Raw genomic sequence first — 21471 nt, forward strand, 5'->3', positions numbered from 1 at the left:
ATTCATCTCGCATATGCAAACAATATGTGCATCGCGGAATCGCTGTCCAATATTGGCGCACGGCCGGGCGGATGATATCAAACAGGTGTTTGAACGAACGGTCGGCGGCGCGCTGCTGCGACGGCGCGGTCGCGGCTGCGTGCCCTCATCGAAGGAGAAGCCCATGACGCTCTGGTCCCGCCGTTCCGTGCTGTCCACGCTCGCCGCCGCAGCGGCATCGGCCGCGGCACGCCCGGCGGCGTCGCAGCCGGGCTACCCGTCGCGGCCGGTGAAGATGATCGTGCCGTGGCCGCCGGGCGGCATCACCGACGTGACCGGCCGCATCCTGGCGCAGCGCCTCGGCGTGGAGCTGGGACAGCCGACCGTGGTGGAGAACCGTCCCGGCGCCGCCGGCACCATCGGGCACGCCGTGGCGGCGCAGGCCGAGCCGGACGGCTACACGGTGCTGCTGGCGACCAACAGCACCTACGCGATGGCGCCGCATCTGTTCGAGAAGCTGCCGTACGACAGCAGCAAGGCGTTCGCCCCGGTCGGCCTCGTGATCCGCAGCCCGCAGGTGTTCTGCTGCAATCCGTCGCTGCCGGTGAAGACCTTCGCCGAGTTCCTGCCCTATGTGCGGGCCCGGCAGCCGGACGGCGTCGTGTTCGAATCCTCGGGGCCCGGCTCGTCGAGCCATCTCGCCACCGAGTTGCTCATGGCGATGGCGGGCTTCCGCATGCTGCACGTCCCCTACCGGGGCGGCGGCCCGGCCGTGCAGGCGCTGGTGTCGGGCGAGGTGGCGTGCGGCTTCGTCGACGCCGTCGTCGCCCTGCCGATCGCCGAGGGCGGCAAGATCAGGATGCTCGGCGTCAGCACGACGGAGCGGATGCCGCTGGCGCCAGACGTGCCGACCATCGCGGAATCGGGTGTGCCCGGCTTCGAGTCGTCGACCGACGTCGCCTTGATGGTGCCGACCGGCACGCCCTCCGAGATCGTCGCGCGCCTCAGCAGCGCGCTGCTCGCGACCCTCGCGGACGATCACGTCCGCGCGTTGCTGATCAAGCAGGGCGCGATCATTTCCGGCGGCTCGCCCGAGCAGTTCGTCGGCTACATGGTCAAGGAGAACGCCAAGTGGGGCGACGTCATCCGAGCCCGCGGCATCCGGATGCAGTGACGACCGCGGCGGCGGCTTCGGCGCCCGCCGCCCGGTCGTGATCGCCCCGCGGGGGCGACCGCCGGTGCGGCGGCCGCCCCGGGTGCCGTCACTCCGCCGCGACCTTCGGCAGGGCGTCGAGCGACGCCGTCAGGGCGGCCGCGTCGTAGTCGCGGTCCTCCAGCTTGCCCGACAGGTAGTCCGTGTAGGCCTGCATGTCGAAGTGGCCGTGACCCGACAGGTTGAACAGGATGGTGCGCGGCTTGCCCTCGGCCTTGGCGGCGAGCGCCTCGTCGACGGCGGCGCGGACCGCATGGGTCGACTCCGGCGCCGGCACGATGCCCTCGCTGCGGGCGAACAGGAGGCCGGCCTCGAAGCACGGATTCTGGTGCACGGCCTTCGCCTCGATCAGCCCGAGCTCCTTGGCGTGGCTCACCAGCGGCGCCATGCCGTGATAGCGCAGGCCGCCGGCATGGAAGCCGGGCGGCATGAAGCTGGAGCCGAGCGTGTGCATCTTCATCAGCGGCGTGAGATGCGCCGTGTCGCCGAAGTCGTAGGCGTAGCTGCCGCGGGTGAGCGTCGGGCACGCCGCCGGCTCCACGGCGAGGACTCGCACGTCCTTGCCCTCGCGCAGTTTCCTGCCGAGGAACGGGAACGCGATGCCGGCGAAGTTCGAGCCGCCGCCGGCGCAGCCGATGACCACGTCGGGCCAGAAGCCGGCCATCTCCATCTGCTCGATCGCCTCGAGGCCGATGACGGTCTGGTGCAGGGCGACGTGGTTGAGCACGCTGCCGAGCGCATAGTTGGTGTCGGGGTTCTGCGCCGCGATCTCGACCGCCTCGGAGATGGCGATGCCGAGGCTGCCGTTCGAATCCGGGTGCTCGGCCAGCACGGCGCGTCCGGCCGCCGTCTCCATCGAGGGGCTCGGGATGCAGGTCGCCCCGTAGGTCTCCATCAGGGCCCGCCGATAGGGCTTCTGATTGTAGGAGACCTTGACCATGTAGACCTTCACCTCGAGGCCGAAGATCGACCCGGCGAAGGCGAGCGAGGAGCCCCACTGGCCGGCGCCCGTCTCGGTCGCGAGCTTCCGGATGCCGGCCTCGCGATTGTAGAAGGCCTGCGCCACCGCGGTGTTCGGCTTGTGGCTGCCGGCCGGCGAGACGCCCTCGTACTTGTAGAAGATGCGGGCCGGCGTATCGAGCGCACGCTCCAGACGCACGGCGCGGTGCAGCGGCGCGGGGCGCCACAGCTTGTAGATCTCGCGCACCGGCTCCGGAATCTCGATCTCCCGCTCGGTCGCGACCTCTTGGCGGATCAGCTCCATCGGGAAGATGGCGGCGAGATCGTCGGGGTCGATCGGCTTGCCCGTGCCGGGATGCAGCACCGGCGGCGGCGGCGCCGGCAGGTCGGCCGCGATGTTGTACCAGGCCCGCGGGATGCGGTTCTCGGGCAGCAGGAACTTGTAGGTGTCGGTCATGCGTTCGGGTCTTTCGAGGTTGATGGTCGGGCCGGCTGTCCGATGTGAGAGCCTGCCGGTTCGCTCCGTCACCCTCTCCCGTGGGGAGAGGGTCGGTCGCGAGCTTCAGCTCGCGACCGGGGTGAGGGGCGTAGGCGTCGATGGAGGGCTCGGCACCCCCTCACCCGACGCGCTTCGCGCGTCGACCTCTCCCCGCCGGGGAGAGGTGAAGCGTGCCGCCCCGCTCACCGCGACGGCTTCTTCCAGATGTCGCGCTCCTGCATCAGGGCGACCTGCCGGTCGATCACGTCGCGCTTGTAGTCGGCGTGCTTGGCCGGGATTTTGTCCATGTACATGTTCTTCGGATAAACCGGCTTTTCGTAGATGATCTGGGCCAGCTCGGTGCGCACGTCCTTGAGCCAGTTGGTCACCTGCGCGCTCTCGCGGTGGTGCCGCAGCGCCTCGATGTTGATGACGCCCGACACGAAGGTCGAGCCGTTGGTGTCGCGCTGCTTGCCGACCAGCTGGCCGCGATAGTCGACGATCATCGACTGGCCGCCGCCGGCGTCGATGCCGACCTTGCCCTCCGGATAGAGGTGATAGCTGCCGATGTTGGGCGCCACGATATACATGTTGTTCTCGAGCGCACGGCAGCGATTGGTGATCTCGAAGAAGTCGTTCTCGGTGAACGGGGCGGGGAGCGAGGCGCGGTAGACCACCTCGGCGCCGTTCATGGCGAGCCCGCGGCCGTTCTCAGGGTACGAGCCCTCCATCGCCATCATGATGCCGAGCCGGCCGATCTTGGTGTCGGCGACCGGCCAGAAGGCGTCGAGCGTGCGGCCGTATTTCTCGATCCACCAGTCGTAGATGTCGTGCGGCGACACCGAGCGCTCGACCGGCAGCAGCGCGCCGAGCTTGTAGTGCTTGAGGACGATCTCGCCGTCCGGATCGACGACGAAGCCGACGTTGAAGAACCGGTCCTTCCAGTCCGGATGGCGGGCCTTGGCCTGCGCCATGATGTAGACGTTCCACTCGCGCGCCAGCGCGGCGATCTCGTCGGTCTCGGGGCCCGGGATGTCGATCGCGCAGGTGGCGGCGAAGTCGGCGTGGTCGACGTCCAGCACCTCGTCGTTGAAGCCCATCAGTCCGCCCTCGGGAATGGCGAGGAGGCGGACCGGGATGTCGAGATTGGACAGCCAGAAGGCCGCCTTGGTCAGGCTCTTCAAATGCTCGATGTTGTGCTTGATGTCCTCGCGGCGGCGAATGCCCCAGAAGGTCGGAATGAGGCCGACCGCGTTGTAAGGCTCGATCATGCGATGCTCCCCCTCCGGCCCCGCGCGGACCGGGAACGGCCCCGAACGGGCCGGGACGTTGCGTCCGGGCCGGAAATTGCGCTTTTCGCCCCGGCCGCGCAAGCCGAGGGGCAGGGCGGGCCGGTGGGGGGACACGATACTGCGTCCCGGCCTGCACTTTTTGCTTGAACGCCGCGCCGCCGACCGGCTTATCTCGGCGGCCGGCGCGGTCCGCCGCCGTGCCGACCCTTGCCCGCCCCCGTGCCGATCCTGTTTCCGGAGGACCAGTTGCGATGACCAAAACCGTTTCGTGGCTCGCCGCCGTCGCGGCCTGCGCCCTCGTCGCCCCCCTGCCGACCCAGGCGCACGCCCAGGCGCCGGAGAAGCTGAAGGTCGGCGTGATCGCCACCCTGTCGGGCCCGCCCGCCGTGCTCGGCCAGCAGATCCGCAACGGCTTCCAGCTCGCCGTCAAGGAGCTGGGTGGCAAGCTCGGCGGCCGCGAGGTCGAGGTGCTGGTGCAGGACGACGAGCTCAAGCCGGACGTCGCGGTCGGCAAGGTCAAGGCGCTGGTCGAGCGCGACAAGGTCGACTTCGTGGTCGGCCCGGTGTTCTCCAACATCCTGCAGGCGATCGTGAAGCCGGCGACCGAAGGCGGCACCATCCTGATCAGCCCGAACGCCGGCACCTCGAACTACGCCGGGCGCGACTGCAACCCGAACCTGTTCGTCACGTCCTATCAGAACGACCAGATGCACGAGGTTTCGGGCAAATACGCCCAGGACAAGGGCATGAAGACCGCCTTCATCATGGCGCCCAACTACCAGGCCGGGAAGGACTCGCTCGCCGGCTTCAAGCGGTGGTTCAAGGGCGACGTCGTCGACGAGGTCTACGTGCCGCTCAACCAGCTCGACTACTCGGCCGAGCTGTCGAAGATCGCCGCGGCGAAGCCCTCCGTCGTCTTCGTGTTCCTGCCCGGCGGCATGGGCGTCAACTTCGTCAAGCAGTATCGCCAGGCCGGCCTCGCCGAGACGATCCCGGTGCTGTCCACCTTCACGGTGGACGAGTCGACGCTGCCGGCCCAGCAGGACGCCGCGCTCGGCTTCTTCGCCGGCTCGAACTGGGCTCCGAACCTCGACAATCCGAAGAACAAGGCCTTCGTCGCGGCCTACGAGGCGGCGTTCGGCGCCGTGCCGGCGACCTATGCGTTCCAGGCCTACGACACCGCGATGCTGATCGACAGCGCCCTGAAGGCGACCAAGGGCGACACCAAGGACAAGGACGCGCTGCGCGCCGCGCTCAAGAAGGCCGACTTCGTCTCGCTGCGCGGCGACTTCAAGTTCAACACCAACAACTATCCGATCCAGGACTTCTACCTGACCAAGGTCGCCAAGCGCCCCGACGGCAAGTACCAGACCGAGATCGTCTCCAAGGTCTTCGACGACTACGCCGACGCCTATGTCGGAAGCTGCAAGATGAAGTGAGGCGGCGCCCGCCGGACACGCCGCCGTCGGGTGGGAAAAGGCGCGTGAGCGCCGTGCCCACGCTGCGGGTCGGGGGTGACTCCGGTGCGACATCGGCGCGACATCGGCGGGTGGGCCCGCGTCGCTTTGCCCACCCTACATCCCGCGACAACCCGCCTCCCATGTCCACCACGCTCCTCGTCGTCCAAGTCCTCAACGGCCTGCAGCTCGGGGTGCTGCTGTTCCTGATCGCGGCCGGGCTGACGCTCGTGTTCGGCGTGATGGACTTCATCAACCTGGCGCACGGCGTCCAGTACATGCTGGGCGCGTATCTCGCCGTGATGTTCTACGGGCTGACCGGCAGCTTCGTCGCCGCGCTCGTGCTGGCGCTCGCCGCCGCACTGGCGTTCGGGCTGTTGCTCGAAGCCGTGGTGTTCCGCCATCTCTACGGGCGCGACCACCTCGACCACGTGATCGCGACCTTCGGCATCATCCTGTTCCTCAACAGCGCGGTGAAATACGTCTGGGGCGCGGCGCCGCTGTCGCTGCCGGTGCCCGAGGCGCTGACCGGCTCGGTCGCGCTCGCGCCCGGCCTCCTCTATCCGGTGTGGCGGCTGGTCATCATCGGCAGCGGCCTCGTCGTCGCCGTGCTGCTGTGGGCGCTGGTCTCCTTCACCCGGATCGGCATGCTGGTGCGGGCGGGCGCCACCAACCCCGAGATGGTGTCGGCCCTCGGCGTCGACATCCGCCGCCTGTTCACGCTGGTGTTCGGCTTCGGCGCCATGCTGGCCGGCTTCGCCGGCATCATGATCGCGCCGATCCTGTCGGTGGAGCCCGGCATGGGCGACACGATCCTCATTCTCGCCTTCGTCGTGATCGTCATCGGCGGCATCGGCTCGATCCGTGGGGCGTTTGTCGCGGCGTTGCTGATCGGCCTCGTCGACACGCTCGGCCGTTCCTTCGCGGTCGACATCCTGCGGCTGTTCCTGTCGTCCTCCACGGCCCGCACGGTCGGTCCGGCGCTCGCCTCGATGCTGATCTATCTCCTGATGGCCGTGGTGCTCTATGTCCGGCCGACCGGGTTGTTCCCGGCGAAAGGCCGCTGAGATGACGCTGGCCGCGGTTCCGGACGAGACGGCTCCGGCGACCCGGCGGCCGCGCCGAAACGTCGTGCTGCCGCTCGTCCTCTTCGCGCTGCTGGCGGTGTTGCCGCTCGCCGCCGCGTCGATGTCGGCCGGCTATCTGCTCGACCTGTTCGTCCGGGTGATGATCTTCGCCATCGCGGCTTTGTCGGTCGAGCTGCTGATCGGGCACGCGGCGCTGGTGACGTTCGGGCAGGCGGCCTTCGTCGGCATCGGCGCCTATGCGGTCGGCATCCTCGACGCGCACGAGACCAACGACCTCGTGGTCGCGCTGCCGGCCGCGCTCCTCGCCTCCGGCCTGTTCGCCTTCGCCACCGGGCTCGTCTGCCTGCGCACCAAGGGCGTCTACTTCATCATGATCACGCTGGCCTTCGGCCAGATGGCGTTCTTCACGGCGTCGTCGCTCGCGCCCTATGGCGGCGACGACGGGCTGACCATCCACGACCGCACGACACTGTTCGGCTTCGCCGTGCTCGACCGGCCGCTCGCCTTCTACTACGTCGTGCTCGCCGTTCTGATCGCCGTCCATCTGTTCTGCCGTGCGCTCGTCGCCTCGCGTTTCGGGCGCGTCCTGCGCGGCGCCAAGGACAACGCGCTGCGGATGACGACGCTCGGCTTCCGGGTCTATCGCTTCCAGCTCGCCGCCTATGTGATCGCCGGCATGATCGGCGGCCTCGCGGGCTTCCTGCTCGCCAACGCGACCGAGTTCGTCAGCCCGGCCTACATGTCGTGGCAACGGTCCGGCGAGCTGATCATCATGGTGCTGCTCGGCGGGCTCGGCACCCTGCACGGCGCGATCGTCGGCGCGGCGGCGTACCTGCTGCTGGAGGAATGGCTCGCCGGCCTGACCGAGCATTGGAAGATGATCTTCGGTCCGCTCCTGGTGCTGGTCGTCGTGTTCGTGCGCGGCGGCCTCGTGGGCATCGGGACGGCGCTCTCGGCCGCCGTGAGCCGGAGGCTGCGCCGTGGCTGAGCCGATCCTCGCGCTGAAGGGCCTGCGCAAGCAGTTCGGCGGCCTGGTCGTCACCGACTCGGTCGATCTTTCGGTCGCCCCCGGCGAGCTGCACGCCGTCATCGGCCCGAACGGCGCCGGCAAGACGACGCTGATCAACCAGATCTCCGGCGTGCTGCCGGCCGATTCCGGGACGATCCTGTTCGCCGGTCACGACGTCACCCGCCTCGCCCCGCACGAGCGGGCGCGGCGCGGCCTCGCCCGCACGTTCCAGATCACCTCGGTGCTGCCGACCTTCTCGGCGCTGGAGAACGTCGCCATCGCGGTTCAGGCCCGAGCCGGCTCGAGCTTTCGCCTGTTCGGCGACGCCGCCGCCGAGCCGGCCCTCAACACGCCCGCCATGGCCGCGCTCGCCGAGGTCGGGCTCGCCGAGCGCGCCGACGTGCCGGCCGGCCATCTCTCCCATGGCGAAAAGCGGGCGCTCGAGCTCGCCATGGCGATCGTCACCGAGCCGAAGCTCCTGCTGCTCGACGAGCCGATGGCCGGCACCGGCCGCGAGGAGACGGCGCGCCTGATCACGGTGCTGCGCCGGCTGAAGGGGCGCTTCGCCATGATGCTGGTCGAGCACGACATGACCGCCGTCTTCGCGCTCGCCGACCACATCTCGGTGCTGATCTACGGCCGCATCCTGCTCGGCGGCCGCCCCGACGAGGTGCGCGAGGATCCCCAGGTCGTCGCCGCCTATCTCGGCGACGAGATCGAGTTCGAGCGATGAGGTGGTTTTCGATCCATCCTTCGTCATGGCCGGGCTCGTCCCGGCCATCCACGCCTTCGTTTGCGGCCAGGATGCGGATGCCCGGCACCAGGCCGGACAGGACGGCGTCGGAATGCCGGGCCATCCCATGCTGACGGTCGAAAACCTCGAGGCCGGCTACGGCGAGACGCCGGTGCTGTTCGACGTCGGCTTTCGGGTCGCGGCCGGCGAGGTGGTGACGCTGCTCGGCCGCAACGGCATGGGCAAGACGACGACGATCCGGGCGCTGATGGGCCTGGTGCGGCCGACCGGCGGCAGCGTCGCGCTCGACGGGGTGCCGGTCACCGGGCTGCCGCCGTATCGGATCGCCCAGCTCGGGCTCGGCCTCGTGCCCGAGGGCCGGCAGGTGTTCCCGACCCTCACGGTGCGCGAAAACCTCGTCGCGACCGCCGCGGCGCGCTTCGGCGACCGCTGGACGCTCGACCGCGTCTACGACTTCTTCCCGCGACTCGCCGAGCGGCGCGGCCATCTCGGCAGCCAGCTCTCGGGCGGCGAGCAGCAGATGCTGGCGATCGGCCGCGCCCTGATGACCAATCCTCGCCTCTTGATCCTCGACGAGGCGACCGAAGGTCTCGCGCCGCTGATCCGGGCCGAGATCTGGCGCGGGCTCAGCCGGCTCAAGCGGGACGGACAGGCGATCCTGCTGGTCGACAAGCATCTCGACGCCATGACCCGGCTCGCCGACCGGCACGTCGTGCTGGAGAAGGGGCATGTCGTGTGGACCGGCACCTCGGCGGCGCTCGCGGCCGACCAGACGGTGCGCCAGCGCTGGCTGCAGGTGTGATCTTCAGGTGTGATCTGCGGGTGTGATCGCACGCGAGCGAGTGCCGCAGAGGAGAACAATGCTGTATGGTGCGCCCGGGCGGCAGCGCGACTCCGCCGCAGGCGAGGCCATGGACGCGACTTCCACCAAGACGGATCCCCCCACAGCCGTCCCCCCGAAACGGCCGACCGGCCCGCGCGATCCCGTCCGCACCCGCGCCGCGATCCTGGAGGCGGCGACCCACGAGTTCCGCGCCAAGGGCCTCACCGGCGCCCGCGTCGACACCATCGCGAAGCGGTCGGGTGTCAACAAGCGGATGATCTACCACTATTTCGGCGGCAAGGAGGGGCTCTACGTCGCGGTCCTGGAGGCGACCTATTCGGCGATCCGCCATGCGGAGAACGACCTTCATCTCGGTGACCGCGAGCCGCTCGACGCCATCTGCGAGCTCGTCCGCTTCACCTGGCGCTACTTCATCGATCACCCGGAGTTCCTGAGCCTGCTCGGCACCGAGAATCTGCACCGCGCGCGTTATCTCAAGCAGTCGGCCTGCATCCGCGACCTGCATTCGCCCCTGGTCGCCACCCTGTCGCATCAGCTCGCGCGCGGGGCCGAGAAGGGCGTGATCCGGCCCGGCATCGATCCGGTGCAGCTCTACATCTCGATCGCCTCGCTCGGCTTCTTCTACCTCTCCAACCGCTACACGCTCGCCACCATCTTCGGCCGCAGCATGGACGACCCGGCCAGCCTCGAGGCCCGCGGCCGGCACATCGAGGACGTGGTGCTCGCCTATCTGCGGCCGTGAGCGGCGGCGCGTCGCGATCGCCGGCGTAGCCCTCGGCCGCTGATCATCGATCTCACGTGATTATGCTGCGGCGCAGCGAAGTCGGCGCGTTCGCCAGCCATGCCGGATCGCGACGCGGGCCTGCAATTTTGAATGTGACAAGCCGCTTGACGGTCTTCCGGCGTCGTGGTGATTTGTAACCAGGCGGTTACTTGAGGCGTTCGCCGGCGAGGGCCGTCATCGCGTTTTTTCACATCAGGCGAGGCATGCAAGTGGCCACCAAGAAGCTCGGCATCATCATGCACGGCGTCACCGGGCGCATGGGTCTCAACCAGCATCTGGTGCGCTCCATCGTCGCGATCCGGGCGCAGGGCGGCGTCGTGCTGCCCAACGGCGATCGCGTGATGCCGGATCCGATCCTGGTCGGCCGCAACGCCGAGAAGGTCGCGGCGCTGGGTCGCCAGTACGGCATCGAGCGCACCACCTCGGATCTCGCCGCCGCGCTGAAGAACCCCGACGACACCGTCTTCTTCGACGCGGCGACCACGCAGGCCCGCGCCGATCTGATCACGCAGGCGATCGCGGCCGGCAAGCACATCTATTGCGAGAAGCCGATCGCCGACACGGTCGACAAGGCGCTCGCCATCGCCAAGCTGGCCAAGGAGCGGGGCATCAAGCACGGCGTCGTCCAGGACAAGCTGTTCCTGCCGGGGCTGCGCAAGATCGCCAAGCTGAAGGAGGCCGGCTTCTTCGGTCGCATGTTCTCGGTGCGCGGCGAGTTCGGCTACTGGGTGTTCGAGGGCGACTGGGGCCAGCCGGCGCAGCGGCCGAGCTGGAACTACAAGCTCGCCGAGGGCGGCGGCATCATTCTCGACATGCTGTGCCACTGGCGCTACGTGCTCGACAACCTGTTCGGCGAGGTGAAGGCGGTGAGCTGCCTCGGCGCCACCCACATCCCGAGCCGCGTCGACGAGAACGGCAAGACCTACGTGGCGGATGCCGACGACGCCGCCTACGCGACCTTCGAGCTCGAGGGCGGCGTCGTCGCGCACATGAACTCGTCGTGGTGCGTGCGCGTGCGGCGTGACGACCTCGTCACCTTCCAGGTCGACGGCACCCACGGCTCGGCCGTCGCCGGTCTCTCGAAGTGCTGGACCCAGCACCGGGTCAACACGCCGCGCCCGATCTGGAATCCGGACGTCCCGCAGACCATGAACTTCTACGACCAGTGGGAGGAGGTTCCGGACAATTTCGAGTACGACAACGGCTTCAAGATCCAGTGGGAGAACTTCATCCGTCACGTCGTCGCCGACGGCCCGTGGGCGCACGGCCTGCTGGAAGGCGCGAAGGGCGTGCAGCTCGCCGAGCTCGGCCTGAAGAGCTGGCAGGAGCGCCGCTGGCTCGACGTGCCGAAGCTGACGGTGTGAGTCGAGCCTCCGGGCGTTCACCTCGTCATGCTCGCGCTCGTCGCGGGTATCTACGAACAGACGCTTCCCAAGAACGAGATCGTGGATGGCCGGGACGAGCCCGGCGATGACGCGCGACGAGAGTCTCGGCCGAGGACTCGCGTTGCGTTGCGCAGTCGATGCCGAGTGCCCAAGCACGATGGCCGGGCTCGTCCCCGGCCATCCGCGTCTTTGCCGTGTCGTCTCTCGTCCGGGCACTGGTGTGCTTCGCAGAACTACGGATGGTAGGATTCCACAGACGCTTCGCACACGCAGCATAACGTCGCGTCGGGTCGGGACTTTGTGACACGTCGCCTGCGAAGTCCGCATGGCGGATCTTGTCGGGCGAGGCGGCTTCGGGCCTTGCGACGCTCTCGGTCCAGATGTAACCAGTTGGTTATTAGATGAGAGGAGCTGCCCGTGACCGGGTCTTGTCGGCGGCGCATCTATGGACTTCGTGGCACGGCCGCGCCCGGTGCGGTCGCGTGTCTCGCGGACGGATGCCGGCCATGAGCGCGGCGACCACCGAGGCCCCGCGCCTTCGCCTTCTGGCAGCGGACTTCTTCGAGCGCCCGGTCACGCTGCGGCTGCCGTTCCGCTTCGGCGTGGTGACGCTGCGCGAGGCACCGCAGGTCTTCACCAGGGTGCGCATCCGGCTCGCCGACGGGCGCGAGGGCGACGGCATCGCGGCCCAGCTGATGGTGCCGAAATGGTTCGACAAGTCGCCCGACCTCACCAACGAGCAGAACTTCGATCAGCTCCGCGCCGCACTGGCGATCGCGCGCGCGCAGTGTCTCGCCGCCGGTGAGGGCACGGCCTTCGGCCTCTCCGCCACGATCGAGCCGGCGCATCGCGCCGCCTGCGCGGCCGTCGGGCTGAACGGGCTCGTCGCCTCGTTCGGCATCGCCGAGATCGAGCGCGCGATTCTGGACGCGCTGGCGCGCATCGAGGGCGTTCCGGCCTTCGCGCTGGTGGCGGCGAATCGTGTCGGTCTCACGACGCAGGGCGCGCCCGATCTCGCCGGCTTCGATCTCGAAAAGTTCCTCGCCGGGCTGACGCCCGCCCCGTCGATCTTCGTGCGCCACACGGTCGGCATGGTCGATGCGCTCACGAGCGCCGAGACGGCCGGCAAGCGGCTCGACGACGGTCTCCCCGAGAGCCTGGAGGAGGTCGTCGCCGCCTACGGGCACCGTCATTTCAAGCTCAAGGTCTCGGGCGACATCGCCGCCGACATCGCGCGGCTCGAAGGCATCGCCGCCGTGATCGACGCGATCGCCGATCCTTACGTCGTCACGCTCGACGGGAACGAGCAGTACGACACGGTCGACGCCGTCGTCGCGCTGTGGCGCCGCATGGGTGAGACGCCGCGGCTCGCCCGCATGGTGGCGTCGACGCCGCACATCGAGCAGCCGATCGGCCGCGCCCGCGCGCTCGCCGAGCCCGTGCATGCGCTCGCCGCGCTGGTGCCGGTCGAGGTCGACGAATCGGACAGCGATCTCGACGTGTTCCCGCGCGCCCGGGCACTCGGCTATCGTGGAGTCTCCGCGAAGTCGTGCAAGGGTTTTTACCGCGCCTTGATCAATCGGGCGCGCGTCGCGCACTGGAACGCCGGCGAGGGCGCGACGGGGGTTGCGCGCGCCTTCATGTCGGCCGAGGATCTGACCACGCAGGCCGGCGTCGCGGTGCAGCAGGATCTGGCGCTCGCGACCCTCGTGGGCATGACCCATGTGGAGCGCAACGGGCATCACTATGTCGACGGCATGGCCGGCGCCTCGGACGCGGAGCAGGGTCGGTTTCTCGTCGCCCATCCGGATCTCTATGCCCGCGCGAGCGGGCGCGCGCGCCTCGCCATCCGGAACGGTGCCGTGTCGCTCGGCTCGATCGCGGCGGCCCCGGGCCTCGCGGTCGGCGCCATGCCGGATCTCGCCGCGATGCGGCCCATGGTGGTGCCTGCCGGGCTGCCGACGTCGGTGTCGGCGGGCCCCCGAGATCCCGTGCAGACGCCGGTATCGGTGTGACGCTCGAGGAGAGGATGTCCACCGTGCGATCCGTTTCCGCGCCGCCGGCCGCCCCCGGGCCGCTCGTCACGATGCCGGCGTAAAGGAGCCCCCGAAACGCGCCGGCAGAAGCGCGTCACCTCGATCACGACCCACCAACGACTCGAAGGGAGAGACCTCGAATGAAACGAACCCTGCTCGCGGCCGCCGCGGCGGTCCTCGCCCTCACGGGCGTCGCCGACGCCCAGAATTATCCGTGGAAGCCGACCAAGCCGATCACCGTCGTGGTGCCGTGGGGCGCCGGCGGCTCGACCGATCAGGTCGTGCGCCTCCTCGGCAAGGAGATCGAGGCGGCGATCGGCCAGACGGTCGTCATCGTCAACCAGCCGGGCGCGTCGGGCTCGATCGGCACCAAGTCGGTCGTCGAGGCGCCGAAGGACGGCTACATGTTCGCCTCCGGCGCGGCCAAGGATCTCGGCACCTATCCGGTGACCGGCCTCCTGAACACCAAGCTGGACGACTGGCACCTCTTCCTCGGCGTGATCAACGCCTCGGTGATGGGCGTCAACGCGGCGACCCCCTACAAGACGCTCGACGATCTCGTGAAGGCCATGAAGGAGAAGCCGAACGGCATCACGGTCGCGACCGCCGGCATCAACTCCTCGGGCGGCGCGGCGCTCGGCGCCTTCGCGCAGGCGGCCGGCGTGCAGCCCCGCCAGGTGACCTATGACGGCGGCAACCCGGCCGTCATCGCCACCGCGGGCGGCGAGACCCAGGCGACCACCCAGCTCGCCGTCGAGCAGGCCGAGATGCTTCGCGCCAAGCGCCTGCGGGCGCTGGGCGTGTTCGCCACCAAGCCGCTCGAGCTCGAGGGCGTTGGCACCATCCCGACCATCACCTCGTCGATCCCGGCCTACAAGGCGACCGACAACTACTTCGGCATCTTCGTGCCGAAGGGCACGCCGGCCGAGGTGATCACCACGCTCGAGATGATCTGGAAGGACAAGGTCGCCAAGTCCGAGGCGCTGAAGAAGTACGCCACCCAGCGCGGCGCCATCGTCGCGGCGCTCTACGGCGAGGAGGCCAAGAAGGCCGTCATGCCGGCCATCCAGGAGTTCGCCTGGGGCATGTGGGAGCGCAAGGAAGCCAAGGTCGACCCCGCGACCGTCGGCATTCCGAAGCCCTGATCGGACTCGGTCGATCACGCGGCGGGGCGGGCCCGGCCCGCCCCGCATCACGTCCTGCCTGTCTCGCGAGGCTCCATGCACACCAGACCTCTCGCCCGCGCCGACCTGATCACCGGGGTCATCCTGGTCGTGTTCGGCGTCGCGGCCTTCGCCGAATCGTGGGGAATGCCGCGGCTCGAGGAGCGAAGCATCAATCCGTGGACGGCGCCCGGTCTGGTGCCCGGCCTGCTCGGGATCGTCATCGCGCTGCTCGGCCTGGTGCTGGCGCTGCGCTCGGCCTTCGCCGGCGCGTTCGGCCCGCAGATCCCGCTCGACGACGACACGCCGGAGGAGCGCCGCGCCGCGTGGCGCCGCCTCGCGCTCTGCTCGGCGCTGTGCTTCGTCTACGCGGTCGTGCTGGTCGGCCATACACCGTTCTGGTTCGCCACCGGCCTCTTCGTCTTCGTGTTCATCGTCGCCTTCGAATGGGAGCGGAGCGAGCCGTGGGCCTCGCGCGCCCGCAAGCTCGCCATCGCGGCCCTGATCGCGGTGCTGGCGGCGGGCTTGATCCCCTACATGTTCGAGACGCTGTTCCTCGTCCGGCTTCCTTAGAGAGCGAAAGACAATGTTCGAGGGACTGGGACATCTGTTCGCCGCGTTCGAGACGTTCGCGAACTTCACCACGCTGTTCAACGTCTGCTGGGCCACGCTGGTCGGCATCACGATCGGGGCGCTGCCCGGCCTGACCGCCACCATGGGCGTCGCGCTGCTGACGACGCTGACCTACAAGATGGCCCCCGAGCAGGCGATCCTAGTGCTGATCTCCTGCTATGTCGGCGCCATCTACGGCGGCTCGCGCTCCGCCATCCTGCTCAACATCCCGGGCACGCCGGCCAATGCCGCGACGACGCTCGACGGCTTCCCGCTCGCCAAGGCCGGCCGCGCCGGCGAGGCGATGGGGCTCGCCACCACGTCGTCGATGATCGGCACCTTCATCGGCATCCTGTTCCTCGCCGTCATCGCCCCGGCGCTCGCCGAGATCGCGCTCGACTTCCAGTCCTACGAGTATTTCTGGCTCGCCATCTTCGGCATCGTCATCGCCGGCCAGATGTGTTCGTTCGACGACGCGCTCAAGGGCTGGATCGCCGGCTTCCTCGGCCTGTTCGTCGCGATGATCGGCCAGGAGGGCATCCACGCCGAGGAGCGCTTCGTCTTCGGCTGGTCTGAATTGTCCGGCGGCATCGCGCTGATCCCGGCGCTGGTCGGAACCTTCGGGGTCGCCGAGATCCTCACCGTGATGCGCAACCGCGCCGCCGAGCTCGCCACCAACGTGGTCGACCACGTCGTGCCGCGCTGGAAGGATCTCTGGCACTACCGTCGCACCGTGGTGCGCTCCGGCCTGATCGGCACCGCGGTCGGCATCATCCCGGGTGTCGGCGAGGACATCGGCGCCTGGATCTCCTACGCGGCGGCGCGCCGCGCCAGCAAGGAGCGCGATCAGTTCGGCAAGGGCTCGAAGGAGGGCCTGTGCGCCGCCGAGACCGGCAACAACGCGGCGATCCCGGGCGCCATCATCCCGGCTCTGACGCTCGCCGTGCCGGGCTCGGCGCCGGCCGCCGTGCTGCTCGCCGCCATGCTGATCCACGGCCTGCGGCCCGGCCCGATGATCATGATCGAGAGCCCGGACTTCGTCTTCCAGGTCGTCTGGATGGTCGCCATGGCGACGCTGGCGATGGGCATCTTCGGCATTCTCCTCACCCGGCCGCTCCTGAAGATCCTCAAGGTGCCGCGCGAGCGGCTGATGCCGGTCGTGTTCGTGCTCTGCGTCATCGGCCCCTATGCCATCACGCTGCGGCTGTTCGACATCTACGTCACGCTGTTCTTCGGCATCCTCGGCTTCATCCTGCGCGAGATGAAATACCCGATGGCGCCGCTGGTGCTCGGCGTGATCCTCGGCGACATCCTGGACAAGAGCCTGCGGCGCGCGCTGGTGCTCGCCGACGGCGACATGACGCCGTTCTTCACCCGGCCGATCTCCGCCGTGCTGTGGATCACCACGGCGCTGGTGATCCTCGGCGCCATCCCGGCCGTGCAGCGCGGCGTGGCGCGGCTGTTCGGCTGGACCAAGGCCTGATGCGCATCGCGCTGTGCAACGAGGTGATCGCCGCGCTGCCGTTTCCCCGGCAGTGCGGCTTCGCCGCCGCGGTCGGCTACGACGGGCTGGAGATGGCGCCGTTCACGCTCTCCGACACGCCGCACCTGATGCCGGCGGCCGCGCGCGCCGCGCTGCGCCGCGCCGCAGCCGACGCCGGGATCACCATCACCGGGCTGCACTATCTGATGAAGGCCCCGGCCGGCCTCTCGATCACCACGGCGGACGCGAGCGTCCGCGAGGCCAGCATCGAGGTGATGCGACGCCTGTGCGAGCTGGCGCACGATCTCGGCGCCGGCGTGCTGATCCACGGCTCGCCCGACCAGCGCAGGCTCGATCCCGGCGCCGAGGCGGAGGGCCGCAAGCGTGCCGCCGACGCCTTCGCGGCGGTCGCGCCGGCGGCGGCTGCGGCCGGCGTCGTCTACTGCATCGAGCCCCTGTCGAAGCGCCAGACGAATTGCATCAACACGGTCGCGGAGGCCGCCGCGATCGTGACCGCGGTCGGCGATCCGGCGCTCAAGACCATGATCGACTGCTCGTCCGCGGCCGTCACCGAGGCGGAGCCGATCCCGGATCTGATCAGGCACTGGATCCCGACCGGCCTGATCGGCCACGTGCACTTCAACGACCCGAATCGCCGCGGCCCGGGCGAAGGCGAGCTCGCGTTCGCGCCCATCGTCGCGGCGCTCCGCGAGGTCGGCTGGCGCGACGTGATCGGGGTCGAGCCCTTCGTCTACGAGCCGGACGGCCCCGCCTGTGCGGCCCGCGCCGCCGGCTATGTCCGCGCCCTTCTCGAAGCGATCCCCTGACCGTCCCACCCGACACCGGCGTGTCGACACGCGTCGCTGCATCGTCCTGAACAAATCACCCCAGGATCCGTCATGTCCAACAAAGGTCTGTCGATCAACCTCGCCACCGTGCGTCAGCAGTGGACCCTCGGCGAGGCCGTCGCGGCCTGCGCCCGCCACGGCATCAAGGCGATCGACCCGTGGCGTGATCAGGTCGCCGCGTTCGGGCTCGAGGAGTCCGCAAAGGTCATCAAGGATCACGGCATGGACGTCACCGGCTACTGCCGCGGCGGCATGTTCCCGGCCGCGGACGCGGCCGGTCGGCAGGCGGCGATCGACGACAACCGGCGTGCCATCGACGAGGCGGCCACGATCGGCGCCGCGTGCCTGGTGCTGGTCGTCGGCGGCCTGCCGAAGGGCTCGCGCGACATCGTTGGCGCCCGCGAGATGGTGGCCGACGGCATGGCGACGATTCTGCCGCACGCCCGCGCCGCGAGGATGCCGCTCGCGATCGAGCCCTTGCACCCGATGTATGCGGGCGACCGTGCCTGCGTGAACACGCTCGGCCAGGCGCTGGATTTGTGCGAAAAGCTCGGGCCGGACGTCGGTGTGGCGATCGATGCCTATCACGTCTGGTGGGATCCGGATCTCGCGAGCCAGATCGCCCGCGCCGGTCGCGAGAAGCGCATCTTCGCGTACCACATCTGCGACTGGCTGGTGCCGACCAAGGACATGCTGCTCGACCGCGGCATGATGGGCGACGGCGTCATCGACCTGCCGGCGATCGCCAGGATGATCGAGGACGCCGGCTTCACCGGCTATCACGAGGTCGAGATCTTCTCGTCCGAGGACTGGTGGAAGAAGCCCGGCGACGAGGTGCTGAAGACCTGCCTGGAGCGATTTGCCAGCGCGTGCTGAGCGATCGCGCCCGGGCGATCTCCCGGGCCGGATGTCACGACAGCGCCATGGGCGGATGTCGCGACCACGGCGCGGCCGCGGCCGCGTCATGGCCGCGGCCGCGGCGTCAGCGGACCACCTCAGCGGACCACGTCGGCCACCACGGTGCCGGTCGACGGGTCGATCAGCAGCACGCGGCCGTCGACGACGGCGTACCGATACCCGCGCGTCTGCGGGATCTGCGTCACGATCTGGCGGGGCAACGGGGCGAGCGTCACCGTGTCCGGCACCACCGAGCCGACCGTCCAGGTCACGGTGCGGGTCGTCGGCACGGCGGCGTAGCCGGCGTAGGCTGGTTGCCAGCCGTAGGGTTGCGCATAGGCCGGCTGGCCCCAGGGCTGCGCGTAGGCCGGCTGCGCGTAGGTCGGCTGCGCGTAGGTCGGCGTCACCCGCTCCAGCATCGCGGGATCGTAGGAGGCCTGCTGGCCGAGCGTGCGGTAGATCACGGCCCGCTGCGTCGGCGCGAGCGCCATCGGATCGGCCGTGACCCGCCGCGCCGTGCGGGTGCGGGTCGTCCGCGTCGGCTCGGGCTCGACGGCGCGCGCCATGATGGGCGGCGTGCCGCGCCGGACCGTGCGGACCGCCGGGGCCGGCAACGGATCGTCGACCGACTCCTCGATCACCACGGTGCGGGTCGCGTCGACCGGGGCGGTCTCGCCATAGGGACCGCGATAGGGGCGCACCGTCACGCCGCCGGCCGCCCGGGCGGCCGGCGCGACGGCGACGGCGGGCGGCGCCGGGTCGGCGGGCACCCAGCCGGTCGGCGCCGGCGCCCAGCTCTGGAGATAGGCGTCGCCCGAAGGACCGTAGGTCGGGAACACCGGCGTGGTGGAGACCACCGGGGGCGCCATGGTCTGCAGCGGCCGCCGCGTCACCGTGATGCCGGCGGGTCCGCTGGTGATCACGGTCTCGACCGGCTCGTTCGAGACCTCGCGGGAGATGACGGTCTGGGCCTCGGCGAGGGTGGTTCCCGACAGGAGCGCCGCGGTGACGACCAGCATGCCGGGGGCGAGCAGGCGCGGGGCGGACAGGCGCGGGGCGGACAGGCGCGGGGCGGACAGGCGGGGCGCCAGGCCACGAGACGGGCGGGGGGCGAGCAGGCGGGATGCGGTCATGCGGCCTCTCCGGGCTGGTGACGGTACACCCCAACGCCGGCGCTCCGGTGCCGTTCCCGGCATACCGTCACACGGTCTCGTGAGCGCTCGTCGGATCTCGAGAATGTGGCGATCTTTGGACGACAGCGAGGCGGCAAATGCCCCGCTGCGGCCGTCACGACGTCAAATTCCCGAGAGTTAATCATGGGATGGCGCGTCGCCATGGGGCGTCGCTCGAAGGGGACCACCGCAGGGTGGATCGGGCCCGACCGGATGCGCCGAGGGGACCAGAGTTTCGAACCAGACCAGAGTTTCAAACCAGGAGTACGGGGAGAATGACCATCACGACCCAGGCGCCGCTGCAGCCGGCCGACGACGTCGAGGCCGCCGCCACCTCGTTCGAGGGCGAGATCCGCGAGTTCGTCCGGCGCGACTTCACGCCGGTGCGCCGCGGCACCGACACCGGCTCGGGCGAGTTCGCGGCCAGCAACATCTCGACCCTGGTGCAGCGGGTCGCCGGCACGTCGCTCGCCGAGATCGAGAACCTGATCGGCGAGCTGCAGACGCTGCGCGACTACATCGCCAGCGAGGGCGAGCGCGTGCAGCGCGAGCTCGCCGGCTACGCCCAGCTCAACCAGGCCGCCATGGCCTCGACCCGCATCATCGCGGACAGCATGTCGAAATGGAAGACGCACGCCGGCGTCGACGAGACCAAGACGGCGTGAGTCGAGGCCGCGTCTCTCATCTGGTCGATCCCTGCCGATCAGATCCAAGGAGACGTCGCGGTCGGGCACCGAACCCTCTCCCCGCAGGGGAGAGGTGAAGGGGTGCGAGCCGCCCCTCGACTCGTCCGACGACAATCGGTGTTTCAGCGCGTCGATGCGGCGCGACGCCTAGCCCTCGGGGAGACCGGGCGCGAAGGCGTCCCCGGACCGGACCTCCGTGCTCCGGTCGCCGGCCTCACTCCTGCGACGTGATCACGAGCGCGACGCGCCGCGACGCCGGCTCGACCAGCACGACCTGCGTCTCGATCATCGCCACCGAGAACAGCGCCGCCTCGGGCATCAGCGTCACCAGCGTGTCCGGCATCGGCGCGATGTCGACGCCGGCCGGCAGCGTGGCGCCGACGGAGACGCGGAAGCCGGTCGGGGCGGCGTGGTTCTTCCGGGTGCGGCTGACGCTCTGATAGATCGTGTGGCGCTGCGCGTCGCTGAAGCGCACGCGCGGAGCCGCGCCCGGATCCTGGGTGTCCTGTGGCGTCGTCTGGGCGGCGACGCGATCCGGCGTCACCGCCGCCAGCAGGGCCGCGAGCATCAGGATCGGCGGCGAACGGCGCATGCGAGACCTCCATCGCGACGTGATCTCCTCGTCAACGCCGGCTCCGCAGACACTGTTCCTGGATGCGATCGGGATCGTGCGACCGCCACGCTGTCGCCGCACAGCTTGATGCGGCCTTAACCTTGTTTCGATCATGCCCGGGGTCCGACCCGGCGACCGTGTGCGAGAGGATCGACGCCTGGGACGCCACCGACGGCGAGGGCGACGGCGAGGGCGGCGACGAAGTCGTCTTCAGGGGCCCGTTCCTCGATGTACTGCCGGCCGCCGCCAGCCGCATGCCGGAGCGCGCCAAGCCCAAGTCACAAGCCAGTGACGGGTGCGAGTGAGCGCTCGCGCGGCGCCGCCGGCTACTTCGCGAGAACCTCGACCACCCGCATGTTGGTCGGGTCGACCAGCACGATCCGCTCCTCGACCACGGTGTAGCGGTAGAGCGTCGCCTCCGGGATGTCGGCCAGCGTCCGGTCGGGCAGCATGTGCAGCTCCATCGCGGGCGGCAGCTCGGCCCCGACCTGCGGCGAGACGCCGGGCGGCACCTTCACGTCGCGGCGGGTCTGGCGCACCGCCTGCACGATCGCGACCTTCTGGGCCTCGGTGAGCGGGGCCGGCCGGGTCGACACTGGGCCGACACCGCCGGTCGACGGCATCGTCGGCGGCGGCGTCTGGGCGTGCGTGCGAGGCGATTCGGCGAGCAGCACTGCGCCGGCCATCGCGACCGCCCCCGAGACCATTCCAAGCACCG

The 21471-nt window shown here is 69.7% G+C and carries 20 protein-coding genes; 15 read left to right on the plus strand and 5 right to left on the minus strand.

The features are described 5' to 3' along the window. Window positions 1-163 precede the first annotated feature (163 nt). The gene (locus ACFSOX_RS09845; RefSeq protein WP_378477635.1) at window positions 164-1153 is read left to right on the plus strand and encodes a Bug family tripartite tricarboxylate transporter substrate binding protein; all 990 of its coding nucleotides are present in this window, start codon (window positions 164-166) and stop codon (window positions 1151-1153) included. Window positions 1154-1241: 88 nt separating this feature from the next. On the opposite strand, the gene ACFSOX_RS09850 is transcribed toward ACFSOX_RS09845, so the two are convergent. Both ACFSOX_RS09850 and ACFSOX_RS09855 read right to left on the minus strand, forming a co-directional pair. Continuing rightward, entirely contained in the window at window positions 1242-2609 is a 1368-nt protein-coding gene (locus tag ACFSOX_RS09850) for a TrpB-like pyridoxal phosphate-dependent enzyme (RefSeq protein ID WP_378477636.1), read from the minus strand. Window positions 2610-2833: 224 nt separating this feature from the next. After that, entirely contained in the window at window positions 2834-3901 is a 1068-nt protein-coding gene (locus ACFSOX_RS09855; RefSeq protein WP_378477637.1) for a nitrilase-related carbon-nitrogen hydrolase, read from the minus strand. A gap of 272 nt (window positions 3902-4173) precedes the next feature. Here ACFSOX_RS09855 and ACFSOX_RS09860 point away from each other — a divergent pair, with 272 nt between their 5' ends. The 13 genes from ACFSOX_RS09860 to ACFSOX_RS09920 all read left to right on the plus strand — a co-directional run bounded on the left by ACFSOX_RS09860 (window position 4174) and on the right by ACFSOX_RS09920 (window position 18261). Then, window positions 4174-5361 (plus strand): ABC transporter substrate-binding protein, encoded by a 1188-nt coding sequence (locus tag ACFSOX_RS09860; RefSeq protein WP_378477638.1) that lies wholly within the window; start codon window positions 4174-4176, stop codon window positions 5359-5361. Between the two features lie 161 nt (window positions 5362-5522). Then, on the plus strand, window positions 5523-6446 hold the full coding sequence (locus ACFSOX_RS09865; RefSeq protein ID WP_378477639.1) for a branched-chain amino acid ABC transporter permease: 924 nt from the start codon (window positions 5523-5525) through the stop codon (window positions 6444-6446). Window position 6447: 1 nt separating this feature from the next. Then, window positions 6448-7455 carry a branched-chain amino acid ABC transporter permease gene (locus ACFSOX_RS09870; protein ID WP_378477640.1) on the plus strand — a complete coding sequence of 336 codons (1008 nt, stop codon included), beginning with the start codon at window positions 6448-6450 and terminating at the stop codon, window positions 7453-7455. Next, complete coding sequence (locus ACFSOX_RS09875) at window positions 7448-8209, plus strand: ABC transporter ATP-binding protein (RefSeq protein WP_378477641.1); 762 nt, start codon at window positions 7448-7450, stop codon at window positions 8207-8209. Before ACFSOX_RS09870 ends, ACFSOX_RS09875 begins: the two co-directional genes overlap by 8 nt. Before the next feature lie 127 nt (window positions 8210-8336). Further along, entirely contained in the window at window positions 8337-9032 is a 696-nt protein-coding gene (locus tag ACFSOX_RS09880; RefSeq protein WP_378477721.1) for an ABC transporter ATP-binding protein, read from the plus strand. A 109-nt stretch (window positions 9033-9141) separates the two neighbouring features. Beyond that, complete coding sequence (locus tag ACFSOX_RS09885; protein WP_378477642.1) at window positions 9142-9816, plus strand: TetR/AcrR family transcriptional regulator; 675 nt, start codon at window positions 9142-9144, stop codon at window positions 9814-9816. Window positions 9817-10061: 245 nt separating this feature from the next. Further along, window positions 10062-11222 carry a Gfo/Idh/MocA family protein gene (locus ACFSOX_RS09890; RefSeq protein WP_378477643.1) on the plus strand — a complete coding sequence of 387 codons (1161 nt, stop codon included), beginning with the start codon at window positions 10062-10064 and terminating at the stop codon, window positions 11220-11222. A gap of 527 nt (window positions 11223-11749) precedes the next feature. Beyond that, window positions 11750-13258 carry a mandelate racemase gene (locus ACFSOX_RS09895; protein ID WP_378477644.1) on the plus strand — a complete coding sequence of 503 codons (1509 nt, stop codon included), beginning with the start codon at window positions 11750-11752 and terminating at the stop codon, window positions 13256-13258. Between the two features lie 161 nt (window positions 13259-13419). Then, window positions 13420-14424: a Bug family tripartite tricarboxylate transporter substrate binding protein gene (locus ACFSOX_RS09900; RefSeq protein ID WP_378477645.1), complete on the plus strand. Its 1005-nt coding sequence runs from the start codon at window positions 13420-13422 to the stop codon at window positions 14422-14424. 75 nt (window positions 14425-14499) lie between these two features. Next, window positions 14500-15015 carry a tripartite tricarboxylate transporter TctB family protein gene (locus ACFSOX_RS09905; protein WP_378477646.1) on the plus strand — a complete coding sequence of 172 codons (516 nt, stop codon included), beginning with the start codon at window positions 14500-14502 and terminating at the stop codon, window positions 15013-15015. A gap of 13 nt (window positions 15016-15028) precedes the next feature. Then, a complete protein-coding gene (locus tag ACFSOX_RS09910; protein ID WP_378477647.1) occupies window positions 15029-16537 on the plus strand; it encodes a tripartite tricarboxylate transporter permease in 1509 nt (502 codons plus the stop codon). Next, window positions 16537-17364: a sugar phosphate isomerase/epimerase family protein gene (locus ACFSOX_RS09915; RefSeq protein ID WP_378477648.1), complete on the plus strand. Its 828-nt coding sequence runs from the start codon at window positions 16537-16539 to the stop codon at window positions 17362-17364. The genes ACFSOX_RS09910 and ACFSOX_RS09915 overlap by 1 nt, the downstream gene beginning before the upstream one ends. 72 nt (window positions 17365-17436) lie before the next feature. After that, on the plus strand, window positions 17437-18261 hold the full coding sequence (locus tag ACFSOX_RS09920) for a sugar phosphate isomerase/epimerase family protein (RefSeq protein WP_378477649.1): 825 nt from the start codon (window positions 17437-17439) through the stop codon (window positions 18259-18261). A 119-nt stretch (window positions 18262-18380) separates the two neighbouring features. On the opposite strand, the gene ACFSOX_RS09925 is transcribed toward ACFSOX_RS09920, so the two are convergent. Continuing rightward, window positions 18381-19415 carry a DUF1236 domain-containing protein gene (locus ACFSOX_RS09925; protein WP_378477650.1) on the minus strand — a complete coding sequence of 345 codons (1035 nt, stop codon included), beginning with the start codon at window positions 19413-19415 and terminating at the stop codon, window positions 18381-18383. A gap of 314 nt (window positions 19416-19729) precedes the next feature. Here ACFSOX_RS09925 and ACFSOX_RS09930 point away from each other — a divergent pair, with 314 nt between their 5' ends. After that, window positions 19730-20119: a hypothetical protein gene (locus tag ACFSOX_RS09930; protein ID WP_378477651.1), complete on the plus strand. Its 390-nt coding sequence runs from the start codon at window positions 19730-19732 to the stop codon at window positions 20117-20119. 235 nt (window positions 20120-20354) lie between these two features. Here ACFSOX_RS09930 and ACFSOX_RS09935 read toward each other — a convergent pair whose 3' ends face one another. Both ACFSOX_RS09935 and ACFSOX_RS09940 read right to left on the minus strand, forming a co-directional pair. Beyond that, a complete protein-coding gene (locus tag ACFSOX_RS09935; protein WP_378477652.1) occupies window positions 20355-20732 on the minus strand; it encodes a DUF1236 domain-containing protein in 378 nt (125 codons plus the stop codon). Window positions 20733-21079: 347 nt separating this feature from the next. Beyond that, window positions 21080-21460, minus strand: coding sequence for a DUF1236 domain-containing protein (locus tag ACFSOX_RS09940; RefSeq protein ID WP_378477653.1), 381 nt, complete (start codon window positions 21458-21460; stop codon window positions 21080-21082). Window positions 21461-21471 lie beyond the last annotated feature (11 nt).

The sequence above is a fragment of the Rhodoplanes azumiensis genome (assembly GCF_042682915.1).
Taxonomy (GTDB): domain Bacteria; phylum Pseudomonadota; class Alphaproteobacteria; order Rhizobiales; family Xanthobacteraceae; genus Rhodoplanes; species Rhodoplanes azumiensis.

Bases quoted from the DNA above. Each gene is read 5' to 3' on its own strand.
- ACFSOX_RS09845 (WP_378477635.1), top strand. From the start codon at position 164: ATGACGCTCTGGTCCCGCCGTTCCGTGCTGTCCACGCTCGCCGCCGCA.
- ACFSOX_RS09850 (WP_378477636.1), bottom strand. From the start codon at position 2,609: ATGACCGACACCTACAAGTTCCTGCTGCCCGAGAACCGCATCCCGCGG.
- ACFSOX_RS09855 (WP_378477637.1), bottom strand. From the start codon at position 3,901: ATGATCGAGCCTTACAACGCGGTCGGCCTCATTCCGACCTTCTGGGGC.
- ACFSOX_RS09860 (WP_378477638.1), top strand. From the start codon at position 4,174: ATGACCAAAACCGTTTCGTGGCTCGCCGCCGTCGCGGCCTGCGCCCTC.
- ACFSOX_RS09865 (WP_378477639.1), top strand. From the start codon at position 5,523: ATGTCCACCACGCTCCTCGTCGTCCAAGTCCTCAACGGCCTGCAGCTC.
- ACFSOX_RS09870 (WP_378477640.1), top strand. From the start codon at position 6,448: ATGACGCTGGCCGCGGTTCCGGACGAGACGGCTCCGGCGACCCGGCGG.
- ACFSOX_RS09880 (WP_378477721.1), top strand. From the start codon at position 8,337: ATGCTGACGGTCGAAAACCTCGAGGCCGGCTACGGCGAGACGCCGGTG.
- ACFSOX_RS09885 (WP_378477642.1), top strand. From the start codon at position 9,142: ATGGACGCGACTTCCACCAAGACGGATCCCCCCACAGCCGTCCCCCCG.
- ACFSOX_RS09890 (WP_378477643.1), top strand. From the start codon at position 10,062: ATGCAAGTGGCCACCAAGAAGCTCGGCATCATCATGCACGGCGTCACC.
- ACFSOX_RS09895 (WP_378477644.1), top strand. From the start codon at position 11,750: ATGAGCGCGGCGACCACCGAGGCCCCGCGCCTTCGCCTTCTGGCAGCG.
- ACFSOX_RS09900 (WP_378477645.1), top strand. From the start codon at position 13,420: ATGAAACGAACCCTGCTCGCGGCCGCCGCGGCGGTCCTCGCCCTCACG.
- ACFSOX_RS09905 (WP_378477646.1), top strand. From the start codon at position 14,500: ATGCACACCAGACCTCTCGCCCGCGCCGACCTGATCACCGGGGTCATC.
- ACFSOX_RS09910 (WP_378477647.1), top strand. From the start codon at position 15,029: ATGTTCGAGGGACTGGGACATCTGTTCGCCGCGTTCGAGACGTTCGCG.
- ACFSOX_RS09915 (WP_378477648.1), top strand. From the start codon at position 16,537: ATGCGCATCGCGCTGTGCAACGAGGTGATCGCCGCGCTGCCGTTTCCC.
- ACFSOX_RS09920 (WP_378477649.1), top strand. From the start codon at position 17,437: ATGTCCAACAAAGGTCTGTCGATCAACCTCGCCACCGTGCGTCAGCAG.
- ACFSOX_RS09925 (WP_378477650.1), bottom strand. From the start codon at position 19,415: ATGACCGCATCCCGCCTGCTCGCCCCCCGCCCGTCTCGTGGCCTGGCG.
- ACFSOX_RS09930 (WP_378477651.1), top strand. From the start codon at position 19,730: ATGACCATCACGACCCAGGCGCCGCTGCAGCCGGCCGACGACGTCGAG.
- ACFSOX_RS09935 (WP_378477652.1), bottom strand. From the start codon at position 20,732: ATGCGCCGTTCGCCGCCGATCCTGATGCTCGCGGCCCTGCTGGCGGCG.
- ACFSOX_RS09940 (WP_378477653.1), bottom strand. From the start codon at position 21,460: ATGGTCTCGGGGGCGGTCGCGATGGCCGGCGCAGTGCTGCTCGCCGAA.